Source organism: Gemmatirosa kalamazoonensis (assembly GCF_000522985.1).
GTDB lineage: Bacteria > Gemmatimonadota > Gemmatimonadetes > Gemmatimonadales > Gemmatimonadaceae > Gemmatirosa > Gemmatirosa kalamazoonensis.
This window is the reverse complement of the sequence record NZ_CP007128.1, coordinates 2,894,075-2,920,460: the sequence shown is the minus strand read 5'-3', so window position 1 is coordinate 2,920,460 and position 26,386 is coordinate 2,894,075. Positions and strand designations below refer to the sequence as shown.

Sequence of the window (26,386 nt, the reverse complement as noted above, 5' to 3'; positions counted from 1 at the left end):
CGTCATGTCGCTCGGCCAGAAGGTGCGGCGCGCGGTCCGCGAGCCCGGCGCGGCGTGGCTCTGGGCCACGTCGCTCCTGCGCGGCCACTGGGTCCGCGTGTGGTGCCGCGTGCGCGGCATCGACTTCACCGTCGGACGCAACTTCCGCGTCGTCGGACGGATCGTGTTTCGTGGCCCGGGTCGCGTCGTGTTCGGCGACGACGTCGTCGTCGATCGCGTCGTCACGCCGTGGACGCACGCGCCCGACGCGGTCATCGAGGTCGGCAGCCGGAGCTATCTGAACGGCACGCGCTTCGGGTGCCAGCAGTCGATCGTCATCGGCGAGCGCGCGATCATCAGCGACGCGTCCATCGCCGACACCGACCAGCACAGCACCCACGTCGACCGACACTCGCCGACCGCGCCCGTGCGCGTGCGCCCCGTGACGATCGGCGACAACGTGTGGATCGCAGGCTCGGTCGGCATCCTGCCCGGCACGCGCATCGGCCGGAACTGCGTCGTGGGGTACGGCGCCGTGTGCGCGGGGACGTACCCGGCCCACTCCATCATCGTCGGCAACCCGGCGCGCGTGGTGAAGCGCGTGCCGGGCACGGACGGCATGCCCGACGAGTGACGCGCCGTCAGCTCGCGGCGGCGACCGGAACGCGGCGCGGCGCCGACACGGCCGCGGGCTTCCGGAGGGTGCAGATCATGTTGGAGCGGTAGCGCGCGAGCGACGGGCGTTGCAGCGCTCGGAGCACGACCAGCTCCACCGCCGCGACCGGCGGGATGGCGCCCAACACCGGCGCCGACGAGACGAGCGTGACGTCCGCGACTTCGAGGCCGGCGCTCGCTGCCACCTCAGCGACGTCCTCCGGGCGGTTCGCCCGGTAGAGCGTCGGGAAGACGTCCGACTCGTCGCGCCCGTCGAGGAACTTGGCGACCCGCCGCTTCAACCCGTCGGGCAGGAGACGAGCGGTGGCGACGAAGTACGACCGAGCGTTAGGCGTGTGGAACAGGAACGCCCCGCCGGGCCGCAGCACGCGACGCACCTCGGCGAACTGCGCGGCCGGGTCGTCGAGATGCTCGACGACCATGTTCGCGGTGACGAGGTCGAACGTGTCGTCGGCGAACGGAAGCTGGCGCGCGTCGGCCCGCGCCAGCTCGTGGATTGTGCGGTGCTTCAGGAGCGACTCCAAGTCGTAGTCCACGCCGACGACGAGCGGGACCCGCTTCAGCAGCATCCGCTCCGCCTCCGCACGCCACTCCGGAAGCAGTTGGTGTCCGCAGCCGAGGTCCAGCCACGCCGAGGCGCGGAGCGCTTGGCCCGTGAGGAACTCCTCGAAGTGCGTCTGGGAGTAGCGCAGGTCCGGCACCAGACGACGTTGCATGGCGGAGGTGATGCTCCACCCGCGGCTGCCGAGCGACATGTAAGCGGAGTGAGGGGTCCGCGCACATCATGTAGCTCGGTCGCGCGGGCCGGAAGTACCGGACGGCGCAGGGCGAGCCTCCACGAGGACCCGCCCTGCGCCGTCCGTGACCTGCCGCACAGGCGCGGCTTACCGGCGGATCGAGTCCTTCCGGGTACGCGGCGCCTTGTCGGCGAGCGTGCTCTGGTACTGCCGCTCGGCCGGCCCGATGTAGATCTGCCGCGGGCGCGCGATCTTCTGCTCCTTGTCGAGCAGCATCTCCTCCCACTGGGCGAGCCAGCCCGCGGTCCGCGCCACGGCGAACAGCACCGTGAAGAAGTCCGTCGGGAACGCCATGGAGCGGTAGATCAGCCCCGTGTAGAAATCGACGTTCGGGTACAGCTTGCGCGACACGAAGTAGTCGTCGCTCAGCGCGGCTTCCTCGAGCTTCAGCGCGATCTCGAGGTCCTTGTCCATGCCGACCTGCTGGAACACCTCGTCGGCGAGCTTCTTCACGATGCGCGCGCGCGGATCGTAGCTCTTGTAGACGCGGTGCCCGAAGCCCATCAGGCGCCCGCCCTTCCCGCTCTTCACCTCGTCGATGAACGCGGGGACGTTCTTCGGGTGCTCGATCTCCTCGATCATGCGGAGCACCTGCTCGTTCGCGCCGCCGTGCAGCGGCCCGTAGAGCGCCGCGATCCCCGCCGCGACCGCCGAGAACGGATCGACGTGCGACGAGCCCACCGCGCGCACCGCGCTCGTCGAGCAGTTCTGCTCGTGGTCCGCATGCAGGATGAACAGCACGTCGAGCGCCTTCGTGAACACCGGGTTCGCCTCGTACTTCGGCTCCGACATGCGCGCGACCATCGAGAGGAAGTTCTCGACGTAATTCAGGTCGTTGTCGGGGTAGACGAACGGCAGCCCCTTCACGTGGCGGTAGATCATCGCGGCGAGCGTCGGCATCTTCGCCAGCAGGCGGATGATCGAGATGCTGCGCTCCGCGGGATCGAAGATGTTCTTCGCCTTCGGGTAGAACGACGACATCGCCGCGACCGCGCTGCACAGCATCGACATCGGGTGCGCGTCGTAGCGGAACCCTTCGAGGAACCGCTTGATGTTCTCGTGCACGTACGTGTGGTACGTGATGTCGTGCACCCACTGCTCGTACTCGCCCTGCGACGGCAGCTCGCCGTTGCGCAGCAGGTACGCGACCTCGAGGAACGTCGCGCCCTCGGCGAGCTGCTCGATCGGATAGCCGCGATAGCGCAGGATCCCGTTGTCGCCGTCGATGTACGTGATGGCGCTCTTGCACGACGCCGTGTTCATGAACGCGGGGTCGTAGCTCAGCAGACCGAAGTCGCCGGGGTTCACCTTCATCTGCCGGAGGTCGGCGCCGCGCACCGCCGTGTCGCCCTCGGTGCCCGGCTCGAGGATCTGGATGTCGTAGCTCTTGCCGGTCCGTCCATCGCGGACCTCGAGCGCGTTGCGACCGCCCTGCGTGGCGTCGTTCGACGGCGTGGTCGCGGTCTCTGTCTGGCTCATCGTCTCTCCCGTTATGATGTGCCCGCGGAAATCTAAGGGGCGTCCAATCCTCAGCGCAGGCCGCCGAGCTTGCGCACGAGCTTCCACTCCGCCGCCGTCACCGGCGTGATGCTCAGTCGGTTGCCGCGCCGCAGCGCCTGCATCTCGGCGAGCCCCGGCTCGGCCCGCAGCGCGTCGAGCGTCACGAACTGCGGCAGCTTCTCCACCGCGCGCACGTCGACCATCAGCCACGTCGGCGCGTCGGGGCGGCTCTTCGCGTCGTAGTGCGGGTCGCGCGGGTCGAACGCGGTCGGATCGGGGTACGCCGCCCGCGCGACCTCCGCGATGCCCGCCACACCCGTGGGGGTGCCGCTGGAATGGTAGAACAGCACGCCGTCGCCGACGTGCATGTCGTCGCGCATGAAGTTGCGCGCCTGGTAGTTGCGCACGCCGTCCCATCCCGTCGTGCGGTCCGGCGCGTTCCACAGGTCGTCGAACCCGAACGACTCGGGCTCGGACTTCATCAGCCAGTAGCGGCGGTCGGTGGGCGCGGGCATGCTAGGGATGGGTCGCGATGGTCGTCGCGGGCAGGGTCGGCGCATCGTGCCCGTCTCGCGCGGGGCGCAGCGAGCGGATGACGCGGGCGGGATTGCCCGCGGCGAGCGAGTACGGCGGCACGTCCCGCGTGACGATCGCGCCCATCCCGATCACGCTCCCCTCGCCGACCGTCACGCCTGGAAATATCCTGGCGCCGGTGCCGATCCAGACCTTGTCCCCGATGCATACGGCGCGGATGTCCTCGGGATCCGGCGCCATCCCCGCCGTGCGCCGCTCGGCGTCCAGCGGGTGGCCGGGCGAGTCGAAGATCGTCACGCCGTTCGCGATGTGCACGTGTCGCCCGACGGTGATCCGCCGCGCCGCGATGAACGTGCAGAGGTGACTGACGTACGTGTCGTCGCCGAGCTCGATGCGCGGCCGCTCGGGAAGGATCGACGCGAAGATGAAGCTGACCTTGCCCTCGACGTGCACGCGGTCGCCGACCACGATGTCGCCCGCGCCCATGATCCAGTGGAGGAACGTGCCCGTGCGGACGCCGTCGCCGTAGCGCGCGCACTGCGCCTTGAAGAACGGCTCGCACACGAACACGCGCACCAGCCAGTAGTACACGGCGCGCAGCGCGATGAACCCCTTCACCAGCGGCACCACGACGGGCCGAGGCACGGGCAGCGTGAAGTTTCGCGCACCGTACACGGCCCCGCGCAGCAGCCGCGCGGCCCAGTGGTTCGAGTGTTTGACGGTGGCGCGAAGGCTCGGCATGACGCGGAATGGCGGGATTCGGGGCGGGACTCCCCGTCGGCGGCGAAAGATGCCCGTATGGCTGGGGTGCGTCCACTCCGGCCGATCGGCCGTCGACCGATGCGCGCACGCGACTTGCCCGAGGCCGAGGCATGGCTTCCGACGTGCATTCCCCGCACTCGCACGAGTCGCCACCGCACGGCAGCGATGCGGGCGACCACCGGCCCCGCGCGCTGATCGACGGATCGAACGTCGCCCACGCGACGGAGGGCGACACGGCGCGCCTGGCGAACATCCTCCTCGTGCGCGAGAAGCTCGTGGAGCAGGGCTTCGAGCCGATCATCGTGGCCGACGCCGCGCTGCGCCACCAGATCGACGAGCACGACGAGTACGAGCGGCTCGTCGCCGACGGCACCGTGCATCAGGCGCCCGCCGGCACCGACGCCGACTACTTCCTGCTGTCGTTCGCGAAGGAGCTCGACGCCGCGCTCGTCTCGAACGACCGCTTCCGCGACCGCAGCCGCCAGTTCGCGTCGGTGCGTCGGCAGATCATCCGCTACATGATCCTCGCCGACGAGGTCGTGCTCGAGCGGCGCACGTCGCGCCGGAAGGGGCACCCGGACAAGCCCCAACCGCCGCACCCCACGAACGGCCAGCACTCCGGCCGCTCGCGGGGCTTCTGACGCCGATCGCGGCTCGACCGCGTCAGGCGGCGGCCGGTCCGGCCGGGGGCAGCTCCAGCTCGAAGCGGAACGTCGTCCCCACGCCCTCCTCCGACTCCACCTGGAGCTCCGAGTCCATCGCCGACAGGAGCTTCTGGCAGATCGCGAGACCGAGCCCCGCGCTCGAGAACGCGTAGTCGTCGCGCGCCGCGCGGCGGCGGAACGTCTGGAACAGCTGCGCGAGCACCGACCGTGGGATCCCACGCCCCGTGTCCTCGACCGAGAACGCCACCCGGGTGCGCGATCGCGCCTCGACCCGGAGCGACACGCGGCCGGCCGGGGTGAACTTCAGCGCGTTCGTCACGAGGTTCACGAGCACCCGGTGCAGCGCCGCACCGTGCCCGATCCGCACCTCGCGCGGCAGCTCCGGCATCTCGAGCAGGATCCCCTTCTCCTCGGCCAGCGGCGCGGCGATCGACGCCACCGCCTCGACGACGTCGGTGAGGACCAGCGGCGCCGGCTCGCCGGCCGCCAGGCGGTCGCCGCCGCGCGCGAGCTCCATCACGTCGCTCACCATCGCGCTCAGCCCGAACGCGGCGCCGTAGACGAGAGCGAGGGTGCGGTCCTCCGCCGGCGGTCGCGGATCGACGCCGAGCGCCGGGCGGCGCAGCCGCTCCACGAGGAACAGGATCGAGCCGAGCGGCGAGCGCATGTCGTGCGCGACCTCGACGAGCAGCTCCATCGCCGTCGCGCCGGTGAGCTGACCCATCGCAGTCCGCACGCCGTCCTCCTCGAGCGCCGTCTCCACGCGCTCGAGCGCGAGCAGGGCGCGCAGCACGTCCGCCGGATCGGCGGCCGGCAGGCCACGGCTCCGCGCCTCCACCGTCTGCGTCGTAAGCCGCTGCCGCATGGCGCGCACGAGCGCCGTGGCCGGCACGGTCGCCGGCAGGTCCTCGCGCCGGAGCGGCGCCGGCGACCCCGGCACGTCGAGCGTCGCCCAGGTGGCGCGGGCCGCGACGCACAGCAGCCGCAGCGCCCGGCGCGCCCGCTCGCGCGCCGCGCCGTCGAGCGCGGGCCCGGGCACCACCGCGAGGCGGCCGTCGGTCATCTCATCCTGCACCCACGCCGCGGCTCGGTCGAGCTCCTCCCAGATGTCAGCCCCGGCGCCGGCTGCCTCGCGGGACGGCAGGAGCGGGGCATCGGAGGTCGTGAGCGGATGCGCGTCGAGCACCGGCTCGGACACGAGCCGCAGCGGTGGACGGGACATCGCCCCTCACTCCCCGGTGTTGGTCAGCAGCGTCGCGGTGACGTCGTCGCGTCGGAGGCCGTGCTTCTCCATGAGTCGGTACAGCGTCGTGCGGTCGATTCCGGCGAGGCGCGCCGCGCGCGACATGTTGCCCCCCGTGCGCGCCGTGAGGCGCAGCAGGTACTCGCGCTCGAAGTGCGCGATGACCTGCTCCTTCGCGTTGTGGAAGCTCTCGTTCAGGACGTTCGGCAGGACCGAGTTGCCCCCGCTCGTGCCGACCGCCTCGTCGTACAGCGACACGTCGTCGGGCGACAGCATCGCGCCCGGCTCGGCCACCACCGAGACGTGCTCCACGACGTTCTGCAGCTGGCGCACGTTCCCCGGCCACGTGCGCGACTTCAGGAACGCCATGCACTCGGCGCCGAAGCGCGGCGACGGCGCGGAACCGCGGTGCTGCTTCCAGAACCGCGCGAGGAAGTGCTCGGCGAGGAGCGCGACGTCCTCCGGCCGCTGGCGGAGCGGCGGGAGCTTCACCGGCACGACGCACAGGCGGTAGAACAGGTCCTCGCGCAGCAGACCGTCGCGCACCGCCTCCTGCGGATCGCGGTTCGTCGCCGCCAGGATGCGGACGTTCACCACCGTGTCCGACTTCTCGCTGCCGACGCGGCGCACCACGCCGTCCTGCAGGACGCGCAGGAGCTTCGCCTGCAGCGACATCGGCATCTCCCCGAGCTCGTCGAGGAACAGCGTGCCGCCGTTCGCGACCTCGAACAGGCCGGGCTTGTCGCGGTCGGCGCCGGTGAAGGCACCCTTCCGGTGGCCGAACAGCTCGCTCTCCAGGAGCCCCTCGGGGAGCGCGGCGCAGTTGATCTCCACCATCTTCCGGCTCGCGCGCCGGCTGTGGCGATGGATGAACTGGGCGATGAGCTCCTTACCGGTGCCGCTCTCGCCGAAGATCATCACCGACGCGTCGGTCGGCGCGACACGGCGGGCCATCATCACCGCCTGACGGAACGCCGGCGAGTCGCCGAGCAGCGCGGCGTCGGCATCCTCCGACTCCTCGCCGTCCCCGGTATCGACGCGCAGCTCGCGGGCCGGGCGCGGTCCTTGGCGGGCGGCGTGCGCGGCCCGCCCGATCAGCACCTGGAGGTGCGACGCCGCGAACGGCTTCGGGAGGTAGTCCCACGCTCCCGCCCGCAGCGCGTCGAGGCTCGAGGCGACCGTCGGGTTGCCGGTCATGACGACGACGAGCGTGCTCGGGTCGGCGGCCGTGATGGCGCGCAGCACGTCGAGCCCGCCGACCGGCGTCATGTACAGGTCGACGAGGGCGACGTCGAAGTGCCGGCGCGTCGCCGCCTCGATCGCCTCGTCGCCGCGGGCGAACGCCGCGACGTCGTGCCCGTCCAGGCGCAGGATGTTGGCGCATCCTTCCCGGAGCGTGCGGTCGTCGTCGACGATGAGGATGCGAAGGCGACGCGCCTCGTCGGGCGCCTGCGGCGGGGTAACCAGCGAGGACGGCATGGCCATGGCGACCGACGTGGATCGGTGAGAGGGAGTCCGATCTGCGGCGGCCCGTGAGCCACGCCCCCAGCGGCGCAATTCGCTCTCGACACAACTCGCGAGCGGCGCTTACTTAGGGTGGTCCGGGCACCGCACAGAGCGGTGTGGGTTGCCAGCCACGTTCTGTGGCATGGGCGCCCCACCTCTGGTGTCGGTCGCCTGGGGGCGGATCTTGAGCGCCCGTCGTGGGTACCGTAGCGCGTCGCGAGCTGCTGGGGCGTCGCGGGCTGGTGGACGAGTCCGCTGGCACGCACCGTGACGCTTCAGGCGATACCTGCGTCTCTCGGCGTACCGCGCGTGCCGCCTCCGACGGGCACCGGGTGCCCGTCCCCGGCTCTGCTCGCCCACGCGCCGCCCGTTCGCTCCCGCGCGGGCAACCTCCACGAAGGCTGTCCCAGCTCTGATGTCCGCGAACCTGCCCCCGCTCCCCGCCGGATCGGACGCGCCGCTGCCTGTGCCGGCCGCCGAACACGCGCTTCAGCCGTACGACCCCGCCGCCTACGCGCCGCCCGCGGCGCCGGCCGATGAAGCGGGCGGTGCTCTGAGCGTCGGCCGCTTCATGGCGGCAATGTCGCGCTACAAGTGGCTCGTGGCGGCCCTCGTCGTCCTCGGGCTGGGTGGCGGCTTCGTCGCGACGCGGTTCATCGATCCGGAGTACGAGGTCAACGCGACGATCTTCAGCAGCGGTTCCGGGAACGAGAAGCCGAGCATGATCAACCCGGCGCAGCTCACCGGGAACGCGGGATGGCGCGATCTGTTCCAGAGCTTCGCCATCATCGACCCGGTGGTGCAGAAGCTCTCGCTCTACATCCAGCCGGCGAAGGCGTCCGACTCGCTGCTCTTCGCGACGTTCCAGATCGACCCGGTCAAGAAGCAGTTCCGGCCCGGCACCTACACGCTGAAGACCGAGCGCGGACGATTCTCCCTCACCGACAAGGTGGGGTTCACGCACGAGGTGGGAACGGTCGGCGACTCCGTCGGCCGCAGCGCGGGCTTCGCGTGGGTTCCCCCCGCTCGCCTGCTCGGCACCCGGTCGCGTGAGGTGGAGTTCACCGTGCTCACGCCGCGTGAGGCGTCGCGCGACGTGCAGAAGCGGCTGGCGATCACCATCAAGCAGGCCAGCCCGGTCATCGGGCTCACGCTCACGGGTACGGCGCAGCAGAAGCCCGCCGCCACGATGAACGCGATGCTGACGCAGTTCGTCGACGTCGCGACGGAGCTGAAGAAGCGCGAGATGGTCGCCTCGACGACGACGCTGAACACGCAGCTCGACGAGGCCTCGAAGGGTCTCCAGGCCGCGGAGCAGGCGTTCGAGGACTACCGCGTGAAGACGATCGCCGAGCCGTCCGAGACGCCGACGGTGATCTCCTCCGACCCGAAGTCGCAGAACATGGCCGTCGGCCAGCCGATCTTCAACGCGTTCTTCACGCGCAAGACGGAGGTCGATCAGCTGAAGCGCGATCGCGAGTCGCTCGAGCGGCTCCTCGGGCAGATCAAGGCGCCCGGTTCCACGCTGGCGCCCGAGATCCTGCTCACGGTGCCCACGCTCGCGAACGATCCCGGCGCGGCCGGCGTGAAGCAGACGGTCGACGAGCTCACGCACGCGACGGTCGACCTGCGCGTGAAGCTGCAGACGCTCACCGATTCCAACCCGCTCGTCGTCGACGCGCGGCGCAACATCGCCGAGCTGCACGATCGGGTGCTGCCGCAGCGGCTCACCGACTACATCGCCACGCTCCGCACGCGCGAGTCGCAGTACGGCCAGGAGCTGCAGACGGCAACGCACGAGCTGCAGGGGATCCCGGAGCGGACGATCCAGACGGGCGTGCTCGCGCGCGAGCGCGACGTGCGGGCCGAGATCTACACGAAGCTGCGCACCGCGTCGGCGCAGGCGCAGCTCGCGCAGCAGTCGGCGGTGCCGGACGTGAAGATCCTCGACACCGCCATCACGCCGCTCGCGCCGTCGTCGAACACGGCGCCGACGTTCATCGGCGGCGGTCTGTTCGCCGGTCTGGTGATCGGCATCGGCCTCGCGTTCCTCCTCGACCTCCTCGACAACCGCTTCCGCTACCCGGAGCAGGCGCGCGTCGACCTCGGGCTCGAGGTACTCGGCGTCGTGCCCGTCGTGGACCAGTCGGGACGCCAGTCGCCCGAGCAGATCGCGCAGATCGTGGAGGCGTTCCGCTCGCTGCGCATGAACGTCCGCTACGCGGCCGGCGCGGGCAGCCAGCGCAGCGTCGTGTTCGGGATCACCAGCCCGGGCCCGGGCGACGGCAAGTCGCTGGTCGCGAGCAACCTCGCGCTGTCGTTCGCCGAGGGCGGCTGGCGCACGGTGCTCATCGACGCCGACACGCGCCGCGGGCAGCTCAACGCGACGTTCGACACGCCGGCCGTGCCGGGGCTCGTCGAGTACCTCGAGGGCACGAGCCTGTTCGGCGAGGTGTGCTACCCGACGCGGCACGACAACCTGACGATCATCCCCTCCGGAACGCGGCACCGCCGCGCGCCCGAGCTGCTCGCCACGCCACGCATGCAGCAGCTGGTGGCGTCGCTCGCCGCGGAGTTCGACGTCGTCATCATCGACACGCCGCCGCTCGGCGCGGGCACCGACGCCTACGCGATCGGCACGGCGTGCGGCCAGCTCGCGGTCGTGCTGCGCAGCAACCGCACGAACCTCAAGATGGCGAAGGCGAAGCTCGCCGTGCTCGCGCAGCTGCCGGTCACGCTGCTCGGCGCCGTCCTGAACGAGGTGCGCACGGACAGCGGGATGTACCAGTACTACTCGTACGATCCGGACTACGTGCTGCCCGAGGAGACGCCGGCGCTGTCCGCCGGCGGCGGCGGCGGCACCAGCGTCGCCGTCCGCGAGGGCTGAAGCGAGAGCGGCCGCCGCGATCCGATGGGATCACGGCGGCCGCTCTGCTTTCGGGCTGGCCCGTTAACAGTCGGTCGCGGCGAGCGTCAGCATGTCGGCGACGGAGACCGTCGCCAGCCGCACGTTAGGCACCGCGAACACGCCCACCCGGAGCGCCGCCTCGGCCGCCATGGTGCCCGCGATCGCCCGTCCGATGCGATCGACGAGCCGACGCACGCCGGTGGCGTCGGCGCCCGGCGCGATCACCCCGAACTCGTGCGGGGTGAGGCGCGCGAACACGTCGGAGCCGCGCCCCGCGCTGCGGCACGCGTCGGCCACGCGCTGGGCGAGGCCGCCCCGCTCCGCCGGCCCCGTGGCGTCGCCGTCGACTCGCGGCGCCACGGTGAACACCGCACACGCGACCGCGCTGCCGTCTCGCCGCGCCGCCGCCTCGACCTCGCGCGCGCGCCGGAGCAGCCCACGCTCGTTGTACAGGCGCGTCGTCGGATCGACGAGCCCCTCCGCGCGCGGCACGCTGCTCCGCCGGACCCACGCCGCGAGCTGCGACACCCAGCTCCCGCCGCCGAACGGATACGTCGCCAGCCCCCATGCGCCGGCGTCGAACAGCGCGTCAAGCTGCCGCGGGTCCACGATCTCACGCGCGAGCACCATCGCGGGCAGCGGCACGGCACCGGCGTTCACGAGGCGCCCGCAGGCGTCGGCGCCACGGGTTCGCGGGTCGCCGGCCGCGCGCTCGTCGATCAGGAGCGCGTCCACGGCGCCGCTGGCGCACGGGCCCATCGCCGCCTGGACGTCCGGGACGTGAACCGTTTGGAGCCCTGCCGCGCCGAGCGTCACCTCGAGCGTGCGTGCCGTCCAGCGGCACGGCGTGACGAGGAGCACCGTCGGTTGGGACGTTCCGTCCCGAGATTCTCTGGTCTGCGATGGCACGAAGGCGCGGAGTCGGGTTACGAGATGCGCCGCGCGCGTCTTGCAAGTTTCACCGCACGCACCGTCGTATCGTGCCCACCCCGCTGCGCACGAACTATCTCCTTACCGCGTAACCATTTCGGTCGCGTATAGGATCCCTCGCGCTTCAGTAACCGCCAGCCGGAGCCGACAATTGTTGATGCGCCGCATCACGAATTGTAGTATAGGTCGAACAGATGAGAGCCCCCATCCTCCGCAAGGGGACGCGTGGTGGCGTCTAAGCTGTTGATCGATCGGCAGTTCCCTCTCGCGCGGCCACTTCGTCGCCGAGTAGCACGCTCGCTGCGTATCTCATCATCGTGACGTCTCACTCGCTTACCTCCCGCGCGGGCCGCTCGTTTGTGTCCGCCGTGCATGTCGCCGTGCTGCTTGGCACCGTGGCCGCCGTGGCCGCGGGTGCGCAGACCGGCCGCCAGTCGGGCCCCATGTCGCTCGCCTACGCCACGCGCGCGCAGATCACCCATCGTCTCGACTCGCTCGTTCAGGTCGACCAGCAGGGACTCGGAAAGCCGAAGGACAAGAAGGCGCGCGCCGCGGAGATCGCGCGGCTCCGCAGCCGGCTGACTGACGGCGACTTCCAGACGGGCGATCGCTTCCTCGTGGACTTCGGTGCCCCGGGGCAGCGACCGGACACGGTCATCGTCCTCGACAGCGTGAAGATCGCGATGGTGAACTGGCCGGCGACGTCGCTGCACGGCGTGCTGCGCTCGGAGCTACAGGGCGCCGTCGAGAAGTACGTCGCGGCGTTCGTGCGCGAGCCGCGCATCCGCGTCTATCCGCTCACGCGCCTGCAGTTCGTCGGCGGGTTCGGGCGGCCGGGCGTGTACGCGGTCGATCCGACGCGTCCGCTCAGTGACGCGCTCATGGTCGCCGGCGGAACGCAGAACAGCTCCAAGCCGGACAAGGTCACGATCCATCGTGGCGACGACGAGATCATGAGCCAGAAGAGCGTCGAGCAGGCGATCGCCGAGGGCGCGACCGTGCAGGATCTCGGGCTCGAGTCGGGCGATCAGATCGAGGTGCCGCGTCCACGGCAGGTCAACTCGTTCGGCCGCGGCCGACTGCAGACGATCCTCTTCTCCGTCTCGATCGTCACGGCCGTCCTGGCCTTCGTCCGCGCCTCCTACGCCGGTCAGTGACCGACATGGAAGAATCCTCGTTGCACCTCACATCGGGTGACGCGGCGCCTGCCCTCGGCGGGCGCGTCAAGGATGCGAGTACATCATCGAGCCAGCGGCTGCGCGCCCTTGGCTCGGTGGCGACGGGTTCGCCCAGCATTGCGTTCGACACGCCGGTGGAGCTGACCGCGGTCTCCGAGCTCCCCCACTTCGGCGTCCCGGAGCAGCCGTCCGCAGTGATCCCGGCCGAGCGCTGGGAGGTGCTCACCCGCGTCGTGAACGTCGTCATCGCCGGCATCGCGCTGCTGGTCCTCGCGCCGATCTGCGTGCTGGTGGCGATCGTGGTCAAGCTCACCTCTCCGGGGCCGGTGTTCTACACGCAGACGCGTGTCGGCGCCGATCGGCGGTGGAACCGCACGACCGCGCTGAACGAGCGCCGCATCGAGGACCTCGGCGGGCAACCGTTCACCATCCTGAAGTTCCGCTCCATGCGCACGGACGCGGAGGCGAACGGTCAGGCGGTGTGGGCGACGAAGCACGACGCGCGGGTGACGCCGGTCGGTCGCGTGCTCCGCAAGACGCGGCTCGACGAGCTGCCGCAGCTCATCAACGTGCTGCGCGGCGAGATGAACATCGTCGGCCCGCGCCCGGAGCGGCCGAGCATCGTCGTGCGTCTGCGCAACGACATTCCGGAGTACCCGTTCCGCCACCGCGTGAAGCCGGGGATCACGGGGTGGGCGCAGATCAACCACAGCTACGACTCGTGCCTCGAGGACGTGCGCAAGAAGGTGCACTTCGATCTCGAGTACATCGCGAACCAGAGCCTGTGGTTCGATTTCAAGATCATGGTGCTCACCCTGCCCGTGATGCTGTTCCGCAAGGGCGCGCACTGACGGCAGCCACGCCGACGACGACGAAGGGGCGGCCCGCGAATTTCGCGGGCCGCCCCTTCTCGCTCTCGCGATCCCGACCGACGCTCAGTCGGCGATGCTCGCGCGGCCGATGCTGTGGTACGTCAGTCCCGCCGCCGTCATCTCCGCCTGCCGGTAGACGTTGCGCATGTCGACGACGATGGGACGCGCGAGCAGCGACCGCACGCGCTCCAGGTCGAGCGCACGGAACTCGTTCCACTCGGTGAGCAGCACGAGCACGTCGGCGCCGGCCGCCGCCTCGTACGCATCGCTGCACCAGCGCACGTCGGGGAGCAGCTTCGTCGCCTCGTGCACCGCGGCCGGATCGAACGCCTGCACCGTGGCCCCGGCCTGCTGCAGCGCGGGGATGATGTCGAGGCTCGGCGCCTCGCGCATGTCGTCGGTGTTCGGCTTGAAGCTCACGCCGAGCACCCCGATCGTCGCGCCGTCGACGGAGCCGCCGGCGGCAGCGACCACGCGCTCGGCCATCGCGCGCTTCCGCTCCTCGTTCACCGCGATCACCGTCTCGACGAGCCGCAGCGGCGCGCCGGCCTGACGCGCCGACTGCGCGATGGCGCGCGTGTCCTTCGGGAAGCACGAGCCGCCGTAGCCGGGACCCGCGTGCAGGAACTTCTTCCCGATGCGGCCGTCGAGCCCCATCCCCTTCGCCACGTCCTGCACGTCGGCGCCCACGCGCTCGCACACGTCGGCGATCTCGTTGATGAACGTGATCTTCGTGGCGAGGAACGCGTTCGCGGCGTACTTGATCAGCTCCGCCGTCTCGAGCGTCGTCATCACGATCGGCGTCTCGAGCAGAAAGAGCGGTCGATAGAGCGCGCGCATCACCTCGCGGGCACGATCGCTCGTCGTGCCGATCACGACGCGGTCGGGACGCATGAAGTCCTCGATCGCCGAGCCCTCGCGCAGGAACTCCGGGTTCGACGCCACGTCGAAGTCGGCGTCGGGCCGCGTCTCACGGATGATGCGCTGCACCTGCCGCCCCGTGCCGACCGGCACCGTCGACTTGTCGACGATCACCGCGTAGCCGTCGAGCGTGCGGGCGATCTCCTCCGCCGCGGCGTACACGTACGTGAGATCGGCGAACCCGTCGCCGCGGCGACTCGGCGTGCCGACGGCGATGAACACGGCGGCGGAGCCGGGAACCGCGTCGGCGAGCACGGTGGTGAACGAGAGGCGACCGGCGCGCACGTTGTCGGCGACGAGCTGGTCGAGCCCCGGCTCGTAGATCGGGATCTCACCGCGCAGCAGCCGGGCGGTCTTCGACTCGTCCTTGTCCACGCAGACGACGTCGTGCCCGAACTCCGCGAAGCAGGCGCCGGACACCAGGCCGACGTAGCCGGTGCCGACCATCGTGATTCGCAACGAAACCTCCGAGGGGAGTGAGTGCCGGCGTCAGGTCGCGGTGGGCACCGCGGCGCCGTAGTACGACAGGTACCACTCGGCGAAGCGGCGCACGCCCACCTCGATCGGCGTGTGCGGCGCGAAGCCGACGTCGCGCGCGAGGTCGTCCACGTCGGCGTACGTCGCCGGCACGTCGCCGGGCTGCATCGGCAGCATCTGCTTGATCGCCGGCCGGCCGAGGCACTCCTCGAGCACCTCGATGAAGCGCAGGAGCGGCACCGAGTCGTGATTGCCGATGTTGTAGACGCGGAACGGCGCGTCGCTCGTCGCCGGGTCGGGCGCATCGCTGCGCCAGTCGGGGTTCGGCGCCGCCGTGCGGTCGAGCGCACGCACGACCCCCTCGGCGATGTCGTCGACGTACGTGAAGTCGCGCCGCATCTGGCCGTGGTTGAAGACCTGGATCGGCTCCCCGGCGAGGATCGACTTCGCGAACGTGAACAGCGCCATGTCCGGGCGACCCCACGGCCCGTACACGGTGAAGAACCGCAGCCCCGTGGTCGGGAGGCGGAAGAGATGGCTGTACGTGTGCGCCATCAGCTCGTTCGCGCGCTTGGTGGCCGCGTACAGGCTCACCGGGTGCCCCACCCCATCGTGCTCGCTGAACGGCATGTGGGTGTTCGCCCCGTACACGGACGACGTGGACGCGTAGACGAGATGCTCGATGCCGCCATGGCGGCATCCCTCGAGCACGTTCACGAATCCCGTGACGTTCGCGTCCACGTACGCGTGCGGGTTCACGAGCGAGTAGCGCACGCCCGCCTGCGCCGCGAGATGCACGACGCGCGTGAAGTCGCGGCGCGCGAACAACGCCTCCATCCCCGCACGGTCCGCGATGTCGAGCAGCACGAACTCGAAGCTGTCGCGCTCGCGGAGGTGGGCGAGGCGCGTCTCCTTCAGCGTCGGGTCGTAGTAGTCGTTCAGGTTGTCGAGACCGATGACCCGGTCCCCACGCGCGAGCAGCCGCTGCGCGACGTGGTAACCGATGAAGCCAGCGGCGCCGGTAACGAGGACCGTGCTGGGCATGGGCGCGTGAAGGGGACGCGTGCAGGATGCGGGGCGACTGGCGCACCGCCGCCTAAGCCTACACGCGGCCCTGGGTCGAGCCAAGCGCGCTTCGTGCGGCACGTACGCCACAGGGCCCGAGATTCGCCTGGCGGAGGTATATTCTCCGCCGCACTCCTCTTCCGACCTTCCCGCCACCGTTGTCGCAGAATCACCGCCGCCCCACCGCCGCCGCACCCCACGCCGTACGCGACCGGGTGCGCCTCCTGTTCCTGATCCGGGAGCTGTCCGTCGGCGGTGCGGAGCGCCAGCTCGCGGCGCTCGCGCGGGGGCTCGACAAGGCTCGCTTCGACGTGACCGTCGCGGCCATGTACGCGGGCGGCGGCATGTGGGAGGACCTCGCGCGCAGCGAGAACGTCCGCCTGGTGTCGCTCGACAAGGGAGGCCGCTGGGACACGCTCGCGTTCGCGCGCCGACTGATCGGGCTCGCGCGCGAGATCCGCCCGCACCTCGTGCACGGCTACATGATCCCGGCGAACGAGCTGTCGCTGCTCGCCGGGCGTGCGGTGGGAGCCAAGGTCGCGTGGGGGATCCGCATCTCCGACCAGGATTTCTCACGCTACACGACGTTCCGCCGCGTGGTGCACCGGACAGGAACGCGCCTGTCGCGCTTCCCCGACCTGCTCATCGCGAACTCGCACGCCGGCCGCGCGTCGCACATCGCCGAGGGCTATCCGGCGGAGAACTTCATCGTGATCCCGAACGGGATCGACGTCGAGGCGTTCCGGCCGGACGCGGAGGCTGGGGCGCGGTGGCGCGCCGCGAATGGCATCGACGCGGCGGAGACGGTCATCGGCCTCCCCGCGCGGCTCGACCCGATGAAGGACCACCACTCGTTCCTCGCCGCCGTCGCGCGGCTCTCGGCTGACCTGGGCGCGCGCACGCCTCTCTTCGTGTGCGCCGGCAACGGCGAGCCTGCGTTCCGTGCGGAGCTCGAGGCGGAGGCCCGCCGGCTCGGCGTCGCGGAGCGCGTCCGGTGGATGCCCGCCGTCCGCGAGGTGACGGGGCTCTACAACGGGGTCGATCTCGTCACCAGCGCGTCGGCGTTCGGCGAGGGGTTCCCGAACGTGCTCGGCGAGGCGATGGCGTGCGGCACGCCGTGCGTGGCGGCGACGAGCGGCGACGCGGCGGCGGTCATCGGCGACACGGGCGTCGCCGTGCCGCCGCGCGATCCACCGGCCCTCGCCACGGGGTGGCGGACGCTGCTCGCCATGCGGCCGGAGGAGCGTCGCGCGCTCGGGGCGCGGGCCCGCGAGCGGATCGCCACCGAGTACACGATCGCGCGGCTCGTCGAGCGCTCCAGCCGGGCGTTCGAGGCGGTGGTGCGCGGCGAGCACGCGGTCGGCGTGAGCGCCGCGTGAGGGCCGCGTGAGCGCCGCCGCGTGACATGCGGGGGTGCGCCGATCGCCGGCGCATCCCACAGTTACCTTTCCCCGGCTCGGCCAGTCGACGCCGGGACCTCATCCGCCTCTGGACATGCACTATCTCGTCACCGGTGGCTCGGGCTTCATCGGGCGCTACGTGTGCGAGCGCCTCGCAGCCCGCGGCGACCGGTTCACCATACTCGACCTCGTGCCGCCGGACGCCGACGCGCCCGCGGCCGCGCGCTTCGTGCAGGGCGACGTGCGCGACGAGCGGGCGGTGCGCGCCGCGCTCGAGGGGTGCGACGCCGTCTTCCACCTCGCCGCGGCGCACCACGACTTCGGCATCGCCCGCGACACGTACTTCGACGTCAACGAGCGCGGGACCGCGCTGCTGTGCGACGCGATGGACGACGTGGGGCTGCCGGAGCTCTGCTTCTACTCGAGCGTCGCGATCTACGGCGACGCCCCGGAGCCGCATCACGAGGACTCGCCGACGGCGCCGAACAACAACTACGGCGCGTCGAAGCTCGCCGGCGAGCGCGTGGTGCGCCGCTGGACGGAGCGCGGCGACGGGCGGCGCGCGCTCGTCATCCGGCCGACGATCACGTTCGGGCGGCGGAACTACGCCAACATGTACTCGCTCATCCGCCAGATCGCGGGCGGCACGTTCCTCCCCGTCGGCGCGATGGAGAACGTGAAGAGCCTCTCCTACGTCGAGAACCTCGTCGACGCGACGCTGTTCCTCTGGGACAGGCGCGACCGCGGCGCGTTCGAGGCGTACAACTGGGTGGAGAAGCCGGACATGTCGAGCCGCCAGATCGCGGACGCGATCTACGCGTCGCTCGGCCGCACCGCGCCCGCGTGGTCGGTGCCGCTGCCGCTCGCGCTCGCGCTCGCGACGCCGTTCGATCTCGTCATCAAGCTGACCGGGCGCAACCTGCCGGTGTCGTCGATGCGCATCCGGAAGCTCGCGAGCGAGCAGACGAAGTTCGAGTCGGACAAGGCACGCGCGGCGGGCTTCGTGCCGCGCCACACGCTCCGCGAGGGCATCGAGGCGATGGTGCGCTGGTTCGTGGCGGAAGGGCGGAGCCGGCGCCCGGTGTGGCGCGTGCCGCCGGCCGTGCCGCCCGCGTTCGCCGTGCACCCCGGCGGCTCGCGGGCCGACGGCCCGATCGACGTCCGGTCCCCCGCCCCACTGACATGAAGGTCCCAACCGCCCGCGAGTTCTTCTTCCCGTCGCGCCCCCTCTCGCCGGCCGAGCAGGTCGACGTCGAGACGCGCTTCTTCCGGGCCCTGCGACTTCCCAACGGGACGTACAAGACCACGTACGCCAACCGGCTCCCGGACGTCGACGCAGCGCTGTGTGACTTGCTCGAGGCCGACGGCGCGGCCTCGGCGACGACGCCCGTGCGCGTGCTCGACGTCGGTGTCTCGTCGGGGATGACGACGCTGGAGCTCGTGCAGGCGATGGAGGCGCGCGGCATTCCGCGCCAGGTCGTCGCGGTGGACCTCACCGTCAACGCGTACCTCCACCGCGCGTTCGGCGTCGCGGACCTGCTCTGCGATCCGAGCGGCCAGGTGCTGCAGATCGCGCTGCCGTTCGCCGCGAAGGGACGCCCGCACGATCCCCGCGGCTCGTTCCCTCGGCGCGCGCTGCAGTCGGCGTTCGAGCTCGCCGAGCGCTGGGTGGGTGGCCCGAACCGGGCGCGCGTGGGGCGCCTCGTACAGCTCATCTCCCCGCGCCTGCGCGAGCGCAGCGACGTGACCGTCGTGGAGCACGACCTGACGCGCGCCAACGCGGCATGGGACGGGCAGTTCGACGTGGTCCGCGCGGCGAACATCCTGAACCTCGACTACTTCGACGAGGCGACGCTCGCCCGCATGGTCGGGTATCTGCGCCGCGCCCTCCGGCCCGGCGGCATCCTCGTCGTGGCGCGGACGCACGACGACACCCGCCGGAACCACGCGACGCTTTTCCGCCTGGTCGACGACGGCCTGCATCCGGTGCGACGGATCGGCGACGGCTCGGAGATCGAGAGGATCGCCCTCGTGCCGGCCGGCGTCTCGTGACGTCGGGCACCGTCACGGGGCCAGCCGAATCGCGCGGCGCGCCCGCCCGCGAGGTCCGCCGCCTGGCGGGCGGCCGACCGCTGCGGATCGTGCTCGCATCGGAGACGGAGGTGATCGGCGGCGCCGAGATGATGCTCCTCCACCTCACGCGCACGCTGCAGGCGCGCGGGCACGAGGTGCATTTCGTGTCGCCGCTCCACAAGCGCGACTGGCTCGGCGAGCGGCTGCGCGAGCTCGGCACGGCGACGCACTCCGTCGAGTTCCGCCGGGCGCTCGATCCGGCCGCAGTGCGGCAGCTCCGGACGATCGTGCGGCGTGTGGATGCCGACGTGGTGCACAGCCACATGTTCGGCATGGCGGTCTACGGCACCGCGGCCACGCGTCTCACGAGGGTGCCGCACGTCATCTCGATGCACGGCACGGGGCACGAGACGGCCGAGCGACGGCGGCGGATCGCGCTCCGCTGGGCGTTCCGACAGAGCGATGTGGTGATCGCCGTCTCGCGTGGGCTGCGCGAGGAGCTGCGCGGCCTGCTCGGTCGCTCCGCGGCGGATCGCATGCGCATCCTGTACAACGGTGTTCCCGACGTGCGCGGCGACGGGACCGCGATTCGGCGGGAACTCGCGTTGGCGCCGCACGAGCTGCTCGTGGTTGCCGTCGGGAACCTGTTTCACAACAAGGCGCACCTCAACCTGCTGAAGGCGCTCGCTCAGCTTCCTCCCGAGCTGCCGTGGCGGGTCGCCATCGCGGGTCGCGAGGAGGAAGCGACGGACGACCTCCGCGCGTTCATCGCCGCCCAGGGGTGGGAGCGGCGCGCGCACCTGCTCGGCAGCCGGCGGGACGTGACGGATCTGCTGGCGGCCGCCGACGTGTACGCGATGCCGTCGCTACGCGAGGCTTTACCGATGTCGCTCCTCGAAGCCATGATGAGTGGGACGCCGGTCATCGCGTCGCAGGTCGGCGGCATTCCCGAGGTCGTGACGGACGGCGTCGACGGGCTGCTCGTGCCGCCGGGCGACGTGTCTGCCCTGGCCGCAGCGGTGCGCCGGCTCCTCGGCGATCGCGATCTGCGCGCCAGCGTGGGCGCCGCCGGTCGGACACGCGCGCTCGCCGACTTCAGCCTGCAGGCGATGACCGAAGCGCACGAGGCGGTGTACGACGAGGTCGCTCGGCGCGGTGCCGGTCGCCCGTCGACCGCACCCGGATCGCGTTGACCTCGCGTTCGCCTTCACCTCTCTTCACCGAATCGATGCTTCCTGCGAACGCCCAGCCGCGCCAAGCTCTCCGGCCGCCACCCGTGGCGATCGCATCCGCCGCGGCCGCCGCCGACGTGAAGCTGTACTGGGAGAAGGCGTGGATGGCCGCGACCGCGCTCACGGTCATCCTCGTCATTCGACTGCTCGAGGTGTATGCGCCGCTCGCGGCGCTGCATCCCGCGGTGCTCGGCGTGTTCGCGTCGGTCAGCGTGCTGCTGGTGCGCACACCCGGGAAGGCGTGGAACACGGCCCTGCGGGACCGGCAGCTGCGCGCGACGCTCTTCTACTGCGTCATCATCTGCCTGAACGTGCCGTTCGGGCTGTGGCGCGGCGGCTCGATGCCGACGGTCAACGCGCTGCCGTACCTGATCGCGCTCACCGTCGTGATGTTGCTCGTGCAGCCGAAGCGACAGGATCTCGATCGGCTCATGAACTGGACCGTGATCTTCGGCGGCGTGTTCGCCGCGTACACCGCCTTGATCGCGCGCACGCGCTTCGACGTCGTCGGCGGCGCGCGGCTCAGCACGTACGGCAGCTACGACTCGAACGACCTCGCATCGATGATGAGCATGCTCATGCTGCTCGCCATCGGCATGGCGATGCGGACGCGAGGCCGGTGGCGGCTCGCTGCCCTGGGCTGCCTCACGATCATGTTCGTGGTCTTCGTGAAGACCGGATCGCGCGGCGGCGTCGTGGCTTTCGCGCTGGCGACGTCGGTGCTGCTCCTCGGTCAGAACATCCGTCGGTTCGTCGTGCTCGTGCTCGCTCTCGGCATCGCGCTTCCGGCCGCGTGGACGTTCGGGCCGCGCACGTTCCGCGTCCGAACGATGTCCCTGTTCACGATCGAGCAGGATTACACCTACACCTCGCACCAGGGACGCATCGAGATCTGGAAGCGCGGCCTCGGCTACTTCGCCGAAAGCCCGATCCTCGGCGTCGGGCCGAACAACTTCCCGGTCCGCGACGGCGCCGCGCTCACGCAGATGGGCATTCCCGGGAGCTGGCTGACCGCGCACAACACCTACGTCCAGGCGATGGTGGAGGTAGGGATCTTCGGCATCGGCGGCCTGCTGTACATGCTCTATCGCGCGGCGCGAGACGCGCTGCCGCTGTACCGACCGCGCAGCCGGGGGCCGACGAAGCTGCACCGGCCGGAGATCCTCGCAGCGCTCATCTCCTTCGCCACGGCGGCGTTCTTCCTGTCGCACGCCTACTCGTACCTGCTGTTCTATGCGGTCGGGCTGTGCGCGCTGGCTCGTCGCGTCCGCGCGGCGGAGATGGCCGGCGCGACGAGCGCGCTGCCGCGCCCCGTCGCCCAGGCGCCGTCACGCGTCCTGGGTCGCGGCCGACCGGCCTTTCGGCCCCGTCACGCGGCGATTCCGCCGCATCGTCCGTAGCGCGTCGACCATCGCGGCGAAGCGGGCGGCGTAGAACAGCTCGACGAGGAGCAGGGCAACCGGAAGGTTCACGAGTCGGCGCACCTGCGCGACACGGAACGCGTACGTCAGCAGCGGCACGAACAGCAGCAGCGCGGCGCTCACTCCGACCCGCGCTGCGCCGCTCAGCGGGAGCGGGAGCACGGCCACGAGGAGCGCGAGCGCGAGCAGGCCGACGTTCACGAGCATCATGATCGTCGGCTTCTGCGAGAGGTTCACGCGCCGACCGTCGCTGATCCCCTGGGCGTGCCACCGAAGCCGTCGGTAGAACGCGCCGACCGTCTTCGCGTTGCCGAGGTGCTGCGCGGCGAGCGCCTGGCTCTGATAGATCGGCTCCCCCGACGCGCGCACGGCGGCGCAGAGCTCGACGTCCTCGCCCGTCACGAGATGCTCGGGAAATCCGCCGACCCGCTCGAACAGCGCGCGCGTGATCGCGAAATTGCCGGCGTTCAGGTAGTGCCGGAACGCGTCGTCTTCACGCACGGTCAGCTCGTGCCACACCCGCTCGATCACGGCCGGGTGGTCCGGGAGGTGGTACTCGCAGCCGACCGCCCGCGCGCGCCCTTCGGCGAAGACGGCCACCAGACGGTCGAAGTAGTCCTCCGGGACGACGACGTCGGAGTCGATGAACGAGAGCAGCTCGCCACGCCCCCGCCGAGCGCCCCAGTTGCGCAGCGCCGAGATCGTACCGCGCATCTGGTGGACGACGGCACGGCCCGCGTGTGCCTGGACGAGGTCGAACGCGCCGTCGGTCGACCCGTTGTCGACCAGCACGACCTCGACGTCGTCGCGACGCTCGGCGGCGCGGAACAGCGCCTCGAGAGTCGGCTCGAGCAGTGCCCGCTTGTTGAACACGGGAACGACGACCGTGATGCGCGGCGAAGACGCGGGCATGAGGGGCTGCGGAGTGGCGAGCGGCGCCGCGACGCTCAGCTGAGCGTCCTCGCCGCGGGCGCCGGCGGCCTCGTGTCCGCCTCGCGCGCCGCGTGCGACGCCCAGACATGCCAGCGGCCGCGAAGTGCGTTCGCGGTCGCGATGAGGGGCACCATGAACAGCCGCCCCGCCCACAGCGCGGACGTGCCGAGCGCGGGGCGGCGCAGCAGCACGAGCGCGGCGACCAGCGCCGTCACCACGGCCGCCGCGAGCACCACCAGCCCGCCGAGCACGAGGTACGCCGTCCACGCGATGCCGACGAGCGACAGCAACGCCAGGTACGGGATGATGATGCGCGTGAGCTTGTGGATGGCGAAGTCGATCCACATCGCGTTGCGCCACGGCAGCAGCACGGCCGGCTCCCACACGCAGAGTTGGATGAGGCCCGTGAGCGTGCGGACCTTCCGGTCGAAGTGCTGCTGCCGGGTGAACTCTCGCGGGTCCTCGGCGCGCGCCGTCTCGCAGAACCCGACGCGCCACCCGCGCAACACGAGGCCCTGCGTCACGAACAGGTCGTCGCAGATCAGTGCCGGCGGCATGGGCCGCCAGAGCTCCCGGCGGAGCGCGTAGACGGCCCCGGAGACGCAGATGATGCTGTGGATCGCAGCCTGCCGGCGGCGGATGGCGACCTCGTATTCCCAGTACCGATCCATCAGCGGATCGTCCTTCGCCGAGACGATGCGGCCGCCGACGGCACCGACCCCCTCACCGCGGAGACCGGTGACGAGGTCGGTGATCGTGTTCGGCGAGAAGGACTGCTGCGAGTCCGCGAAGACGAGGACGGAGCCGCGCGCCGCACGCACCCCGGCATTCAGCCCGGCCGCCTTCCCGCCCGGCTCGTCGCCTCGGACGACGGTCGCCTGTCCGTTCACGGCGTCCACGTACGCCGAGAGCGGCTCCGCGGCACGGGCGTCGACGGACACCACGACCTCCATCCGATCGGCCGGATAGGCGGAGGCGCGGAGGTTTCGCACGCGGGCAGCCACCACCTGCGGCGCATCCCGCGTGGCGACGACGACCGAGATTTCGGGCAGCTCCGCGGCCGGCTCGACCTTCGCGCGCGCGATCGCGACGTCGGACGGCGCCTGGCGTCCGGTCGCGCGCAGACGGACCAGGAGCGGGTAGCCGGCGAGCACGAAGAGCAGCACGGCGGCCGGAATGGCGGCCAACCCGAGAGCAAGAAGGAGCATCAACGGACCGAGTTGGATCGCGCTGCGCCCGCCGGGGCGGGAGCGAGCGCGGGGCTGGCGCACAGTGGGCGCCAGCCCCGCGGATCGAGCGATAGCTGCACCTATCCTACGACCGAGGTGGTTTCAGCGTAACCCGGCACGATAGGCGAGCGTGTTGAAGAGGTGCGAGAAGGCCTCGTCGAACGCCTTCGGCGAGCTCGCCCACCAGTTGCGGCTGACCGGCTGCGCGAGACCAGCGAGAATCTGATCGACCTTCGCGTCGTAGCTGCCGTCCCCCGTCACGCGCGCGTACCAGGCGAAGGGATGCGCCATGAACCCGTTCAGCCCGGGCTCCGGGTTCGGATGCGCGGCGACCTTCGCGCCTTCGTCGGTGCCGCGGAGGCTGTGATACTCGAACGCCAGCTGCGACGGCTCCCACTCGCGCGTCCACATGTCGTCGATGCACTTCTTGACCGCATCCGGGATACGCGGGTCCGGCGTGACCTCCTCGTAGTAGCGGATGAGCGCCGAGAGCAGCATGCCGACCATGTAGTTCGACTGGCCGCCCGAATCCGGGCTCCACGTGCCGTAGCTGTAGTAGCGGCCGCCGAACTGCCCGTCCGTCCGCTGGGTGCCGAGCACCGCGGTCACCCACGTGCCCAGCGTCGACGGCGTGAGGTACGACGCGTAGTAGGTGTTCGCCGCGCCGACCGACTTGTAGTAGTTCCCCGCGTCGGCGGGCTGCGTGGAGATCTCGAGCATCGCCGCGTCGAGCGCCGCCATCATGGCCTTGGCGCGGAAGCGATCGTCGCCGTACGTGCCGCCGATGTAGGCCGAGAAGCCGGGGCGGACCATCCAGGCGAGCATCTCCGCCATCTTGCGCAGCTGGTAGCGGCTCATCTCGTCGCCGGTCGCCCAGTAGTGCACCGCCATACCCTCGGACTGGGCCCACCACGCCGTCGGCGCCCCGCTCGGCACGATATAGCCCTTCACGTAGTCGGCGGCCGCGGCGGTCGCGTGATACCAGTACGTGGGATTCGCAGTGCGCTGCCACGCCTGGTACAGGATGTACGCGCGGTCGTAGCCCGCCGTCCGGTTACATCCCCACCGGGGCCCGCACTTGGACCAGTCGGCGGCCTCGAGACGGGCATAGTCCGCATCGAACTGCGCGGCGAGCACCGACGGCGCGGGAGGGCGCGCGGCGTACAGCACACCACCCCACCGGCTCGCCGCGAGGTAGTTCGGGTCTGTCGGGAGCGCGGCCGCCGCGGGCACCTGCTGCGTGGGACGCGCCGCAAGGTCGGGCTGCGTACGCGGCCCGCCGCCGATCACGAGCGTGGCCGGGATCGCACCGCTCGCCGGGACGTCGTAGTCGAACTGCACGAGGACGGCGCGCAGCGAGCCGTCCTTGAAGTGGCCGGCGAGCGGCCGCACGTATACGGCCTGCTCGGCGCCATTCACGCGCACGTGGAACTGCCCGAGGTTCGACTCGTTCGCGAGGCCCTTCGTGAGGGGGATGCCGTTCGAGACCGTCACGACTCCGCTCCCGCCATCGAAGCGCTGCACCATCAGCGCGACCTGCCCACTACCCGGGGCGACGAACGTGGAGTCGGGGGATGGCTGAGGGGGCGTCGCGGTCGAGTCCGGCGGCGCGGGTGTCGAATCCGGCGGTGCGGGCGTCGAGTCGGGCGGCGGCGCGACCGTGTCGACCACGGTGATCACCGGGCTCGACCCCGAGATCCCGTTCACGGTGGCGACGACCGAGGCGGCGCCGAGGTGCACGGCGAGCAGCTGCCCGGTCGTCGAGTCGACGGCGAGCACCGAGTCGTCGGAGCTGTGATACACCGCCCCGGACACGGCGAACTTGTTGTTGCTGCTATCGTAGGCGACGGCGGCGAAGTTCGCCGCACCGCCGAGCCGGACCGTCCAGGTGGTGGTGTCGACGTCGCCGGCGAGGAACGTGAGCTCGAGACGGCTCGCCGAGGCCAGCGTGAGCCGGGACGGCACGGCGCGCGCGGCGAGCGCGGTCGGTGTCGAGTCGCATGCCGCGGCGAGCGCGATGCACACGGCGATGGGCGCGGCGATCAGCAGGCGAGACTCCGACAGGGGCATGATCCGGGCTGCAGAG

General features: G+C 71.1%; 22 protein-coding genes. 10 read left to right on the top strand and 12 right to left on the bottom strand.

Annotation, left to right across the window (positions count from 1 at the left end; all coding sequences use genetic code 11):
- The first annotated feature begins 4 nt into the window (after positions 1–4).
- Positions 5–613, top strand: a complete 609-nt coding sequence (locus J421_RS12515) for an acyltransferase (protein ID WP_025411518.1) — start codon at positions 5–7, stop codon at positions 611–613.
- Positions 614–620: 7 nt separating this feature from the next.
- On the opposite strand, the gene J421_RS12510 is transcribed toward J421_RS12515, so the two are convergent.
- The 4 genes from J421_RS12510 to J421_RS12495 form a co-directional block, all read right to left on the bottom strand.
- Positions 621–1,370, bottom strand: coding sequence for a class I SAM-dependent methyltransferase (locus J421_RS12510; RefSeq protein WP_201773011.1), 750 nt, complete (start codon positions 1,368–1,370; stop codon positions 621–623).
- Between the two features lie 168 nt (positions 1,371–1,538).
- Entirely contained in the window at positions 1,539–2,930 is a 1,392-nt protein-coding gene (locus tag J421_RS12505) for a citrate synthase (protein WP_025411516.1), read from the bottom strand.
- 50 nt (positions 2,931–2,980) lie between these two features.
- Entirely contained in the window at positions 2,981–3,466 is a 486-nt protein-coding gene (locus J421_RS12500) for an EVE domain-containing protein (RefSeq protein WP_025411515.1), read from the bottom strand.
- A gap of 1 nt (position 3,467) precedes the next feature.
- The gene (locus tag J421_RS12495) at positions 3,468–4,226 is read right to left on the bottom strand and encodes an acyltransferase (protein WP_025411514.1); all 759 of its coding nucleotides are present in this window, start codon (positions 4,224–4,226) and stop codon (positions 3,468–3,470) included.
- Positions 4,227–4,357: 131 nt separating this feature from the next.
- Between J421_RS12495 and J421_RS12490 the strand changes: the two genes are divergently transcribed.
- A complete protein-coding gene (locus J421_RS12490; RefSeq protein ID WP_025411513.1) occupies positions 4,358–4,888 on the top strand; it encodes an NYN domain-containing protein in 531 nt (176 codons plus the stop codon).
- Positions 4,889–4,910: 22 nt separating this feature from the next.
- On the opposite strand, the gene J421_RS12485 is transcribed toward J421_RS12490, so the two are convergent.
- Positions 4,911–6,134, bottom strand: a complete 1,224-nt coding sequence (locus tag J421_RS12485; RefSeq protein ID WP_025411512.1) for a sensor histidine kinase — start codon at positions 6,132–6,134, stop codon at positions 4,911–4,913.
- Between the two features lie 6 nt (positions 6,135–6,140).
- Positions 6,141–7,640, bottom strand: a complete 1,500-nt coding sequence (locus J421_RS12480; RefSeq protein WP_025411511.1) for a sigma-54-dependent transcriptional regulator — start codon at positions 7,638–7,640, stop codon at positions 6,141–6,143.
- 436 nt (positions 7,641–8,076) lie between these two features.
- Between J421_RS12480 and J421_RS12475 the strand changes: the two genes are divergently transcribed.
- Positions 8,077–10,548 (top strand): polysaccharide biosynthesis tyrosine autokinase, encoded by a 2,472-nt coding sequence (locus tag J421_RS12475; RefSeq protein ID WP_025411510.1) that lies wholly within the window; start codon positions 8,077–8,079, stop codon positions 10,546–10,548.
- Positions 10,549–10,611: 63 nt separating this feature from the next.
- Here J421_RS12475 and J421_RS12470 read toward each other — a convergent pair whose 3' ends face one another.
- Entirely contained in the window at positions 10,612–11,430 is an 819-nt protein-coding gene (locus tag J421_RS12470; RefSeq protein WP_025411509.1) for a GGDEF domain-containing protein, read from the bottom strand.
- A 449-nt stretch (positions 11,431–11,879) separates the two neighbouring features.
- Here J421_RS12470 and J421_RS12465 point away from each other — a divergent pair, with 449 nt between their 5' ends.
- A complete protein-coding gene (locus tag J421_RS12465; RefSeq protein WP_148306293.1) occupies positions 11,880–12,656 on the top strand; it encodes a polysaccharide biosynthesis/export family protein in 777 nt (258 codons plus the stop codon).
- Positions 12,657–12,772: 116 nt separating this feature from the next.
- Positions 12,773–13,528 carry a sugar transferase gene (locus J421_RS12460; protein WP_025411507.1) on the top strand — a complete coding sequence of 252 codons (756 nt, stop codon included), beginning with the start codon at positions 12,773–12,775 and terminating at the stop codon, positions 13,526–13,528.
- 84 nt (positions 13,529–13,612) lie between these two features.
- On the opposite strand, the gene J421_RS12455 is transcribed toward J421_RS12460, so the two are convergent.
- Positions 13,613–14,929, bottom strand: coding sequence for a UDP-glucose dehydrogenase family protein (locus J421_RS12455; protein WP_025411506.1), 1,317 nt, complete (start codon positions 14,927–14,929; stop codon positions 13,613–13,615).
- Between the two features lie 30 nt (positions 14,930–14,959).
- On the bottom strand, positions 14,960–15,991 hold the full coding sequence (locus tag J421_RS12450; protein ID WP_025411505.1) for an NAD-dependent epimerase: 1,032 nt from the start codon (positions 15,989–15,991) through the stop codon (positions 14,960–14,962).
- 179 nt (positions 15,992–16,170) lie between these two features.
- On the opposite strand from J421_RS12450, the gene J421_RS12445 reads away from it, so the two are divergent.
- The 5 genes from J421_RS12445 (at position 16,171) to J421_RS12430 (ending at position 22,117) form a co-directional block, all read left to right on the top strand.
- Complete coding sequence (locus J421_RS12445; protein WP_104022567.1) at positions 16,171–17,391, top strand: glycosyltransferase; 1,221 nt, start codon at positions 16,171–16,173, stop codon at positions 17,389–17,391.
- 115 nt (positions 17,392–17,506) lie between these two features.
- Positions 17,507–18,598: an NAD-dependent epimerase/dehydratase family protein gene (locus J421_RS12440; RefSeq protein WP_025411503.1), complete on the top strand. Its 1,092-nt coding sequence runs from the start codon at positions 17,507–17,509 to the stop codon at positions 18,596–18,598.
- Positions 18,595–19,464 carry a protein-glutamate O-methyltransferase CheR gene (locus tag J421_RS32760; RefSeq protein ID WP_025411502.1) on the top strand — a complete coding sequence of 290 codons (870 nt, stop codon included), beginning with the start codon at positions 18,595–18,597 and terminating at the stop codon, positions 19,462–19,464. The genes J421_RS12440 and J421_RS32760 overlap by 4 nt, the downstream gene beginning before the upstream one ends.
- Positions 19,461–20,678, top strand: coding sequence for a glycosyltransferase family 4 protein (locus J421_RS12435; RefSeq protein ID WP_025411501.1), 1,218 nt, complete (start codon positions 19,461–19,463; stop codon positions 20,676–20,678). The genes J421_RS32760 and J421_RS12435 overlap by 4 nt, the downstream gene beginning before the upstream one ends.
- 83 nt (positions 20,679–20,761) lie before the next feature.
- A complete protein-coding gene (locus tag J421_RS12430; RefSeq protein WP_025411500.1) occupies positions 20,762–22,117 on the top strand; it encodes an O-antigen ligase family protein in 1,356 nt (451 codons plus the stop codon).
- On the opposite strand, the gene J421_RS12425 is transcribed toward J421_RS12430, so the two are convergent.
- The 3 genes from J421_RS12425 to J421_RS12415 form a co-directional block, all read right to left on the bottom strand.
- A complete protein-coding gene (locus J421_RS12425; protein WP_025411499.1) occupies positions 22,046–23,050 on the bottom strand; it encodes a glycosyltransferase family 2 protein in 1,005 nt (334 codons plus the stop codon). The two genes, J421_RS12430 and J421_RS12425, sit on opposite strands and share 72 nt — an antisense overlap.
- Positions 23,051–23,085: 35 nt before the next feature.
- Positions 23,086–24,279: a glycosyltransferase gene (locus J421_RS12420; protein ID WP_104022564.1), complete on the bottom strand. Its 1,194-nt coding sequence runs from the start codon at positions 24,277–24,279 to the stop codon at positions 23,086–23,088.
- Positions 24,280–24,402: 123 nt separating this feature from the next.
- On the bottom strand, positions 24,403–26,370 hold the full coding sequence (locus J421_RS12415) for an Ig-like domain-containing protein (RefSeq protein ID WP_025411497.1): 1,968 nt from the start codon (positions 26,368–26,370) through the stop codon (positions 24,403–24,405).
- Positions 26,371–26,386: the final 16 nt, after the last annotated feature.

Bases quoted from the DNA above. Each gene is read 5' to 3' on its own strand.
- J421_RS12515 (WP_025411518.1), top strand. From the start codon at position 5: ATGTCGCTCGGCCAGAAGGTGCGGCGCGCGGTCCGCGAGCCCGGCGCG.
- J421_RS12510 (WP_201773011.1), bottom strand. From the start codon at position 1,370: ATGCAACGTCGTCTGGTGCCGGACCTGCGCTACTCCCAGACGCACTTC.
- J421_RS12505 (WP_025411516.1), bottom strand. From the start codon at position 2,930: ATGAGCCAGACAGAGACCGCGACCACGCCGTCGAACGACGCCACGCAG.
- J421_RS12500 (WP_025411515.1), bottom strand. From the start codon at position 3,466: ATGCCCGCGCCCACCGACCGCCGCTACTGGCTGATGAAGTCCGAGCCC.
- J421_RS12495 (WP_025411514.1), bottom strand. From the start codon at position 4,226: ATGCCGAGCCTTCGCGCCACCGTCAAACACTCGAACCACTGGGCCGCG.
- J421_RS12490 (WP_025411513.1), top strand. From the start codon at position 4,358: ATGGCTTCCGACGTGCATTCCCCGCACTCGCACGAGTCGCCACCGCAC.
- J421_RS12485 (WP_025411512.1), bottom strand. From the start codon at position 6,134: ATGTCCCGTCCACCGCTGCGGCTCGTGTCCGAGCCGGTGCTCGACGCG.
- J421_RS12480 (WP_025411511.1), bottom strand. From the start codon at position 7,640: ATGGCCATGCCGTCCTCGCTGGTTACCCCGCCGCAGGCGCCCGACGAG.
- J421_RS12475 (WP_025411510.1), top strand. From the start codon at position 8,077: ATGTCCGCGAACCTGCCCCCGCTCCCCGCCGGATCGGACGCGCCGCTG.
- J421_RS12450 (WP_025411505.1), bottom strand. From the start codon at position 15,991: ATGCCCAGCACGGTCCTCGTTACCGGCGCCGCTGGCTTCATCGGTTAC.
- J421_RS12440 (WP_025411503.1), top strand. From the start codon at position 17,507: ATGCACTATCTCGTCACCGGTGGCTCGGGCTTCATCGGGCGCTACGTG.
- J421_RS32760 (WP_025411502.1), top strand. From the start codon at position 18,595: ATGAAGGTCCCAACCGCCCGCGAGTTCTTCTTCCCGTCGCGCCCCCTC.
- J421_RS12425 (WP_025411499.1), bottom strand. From the start codon at position 23,050: ATGCCCGCGTCTTCGCCGCGCATCACGGTCGTCGTTCCCGTGTTCAAC.
- J421_RS12420 (WP_104022564.1), bottom strand. From the start codon at position 24,279: ATGCTCCTTCTTGCTCTCGGGTTGGCCGCCATTCCGGCCGCCGTGCTG.
- J421_RS12415 (WP_025411497.1), bottom strand. From the start codon at position 26,370: ATGCCCCTGTCGGAGTCTCGCCTGCTGATCGCCGCGCCCATCGCCGTG.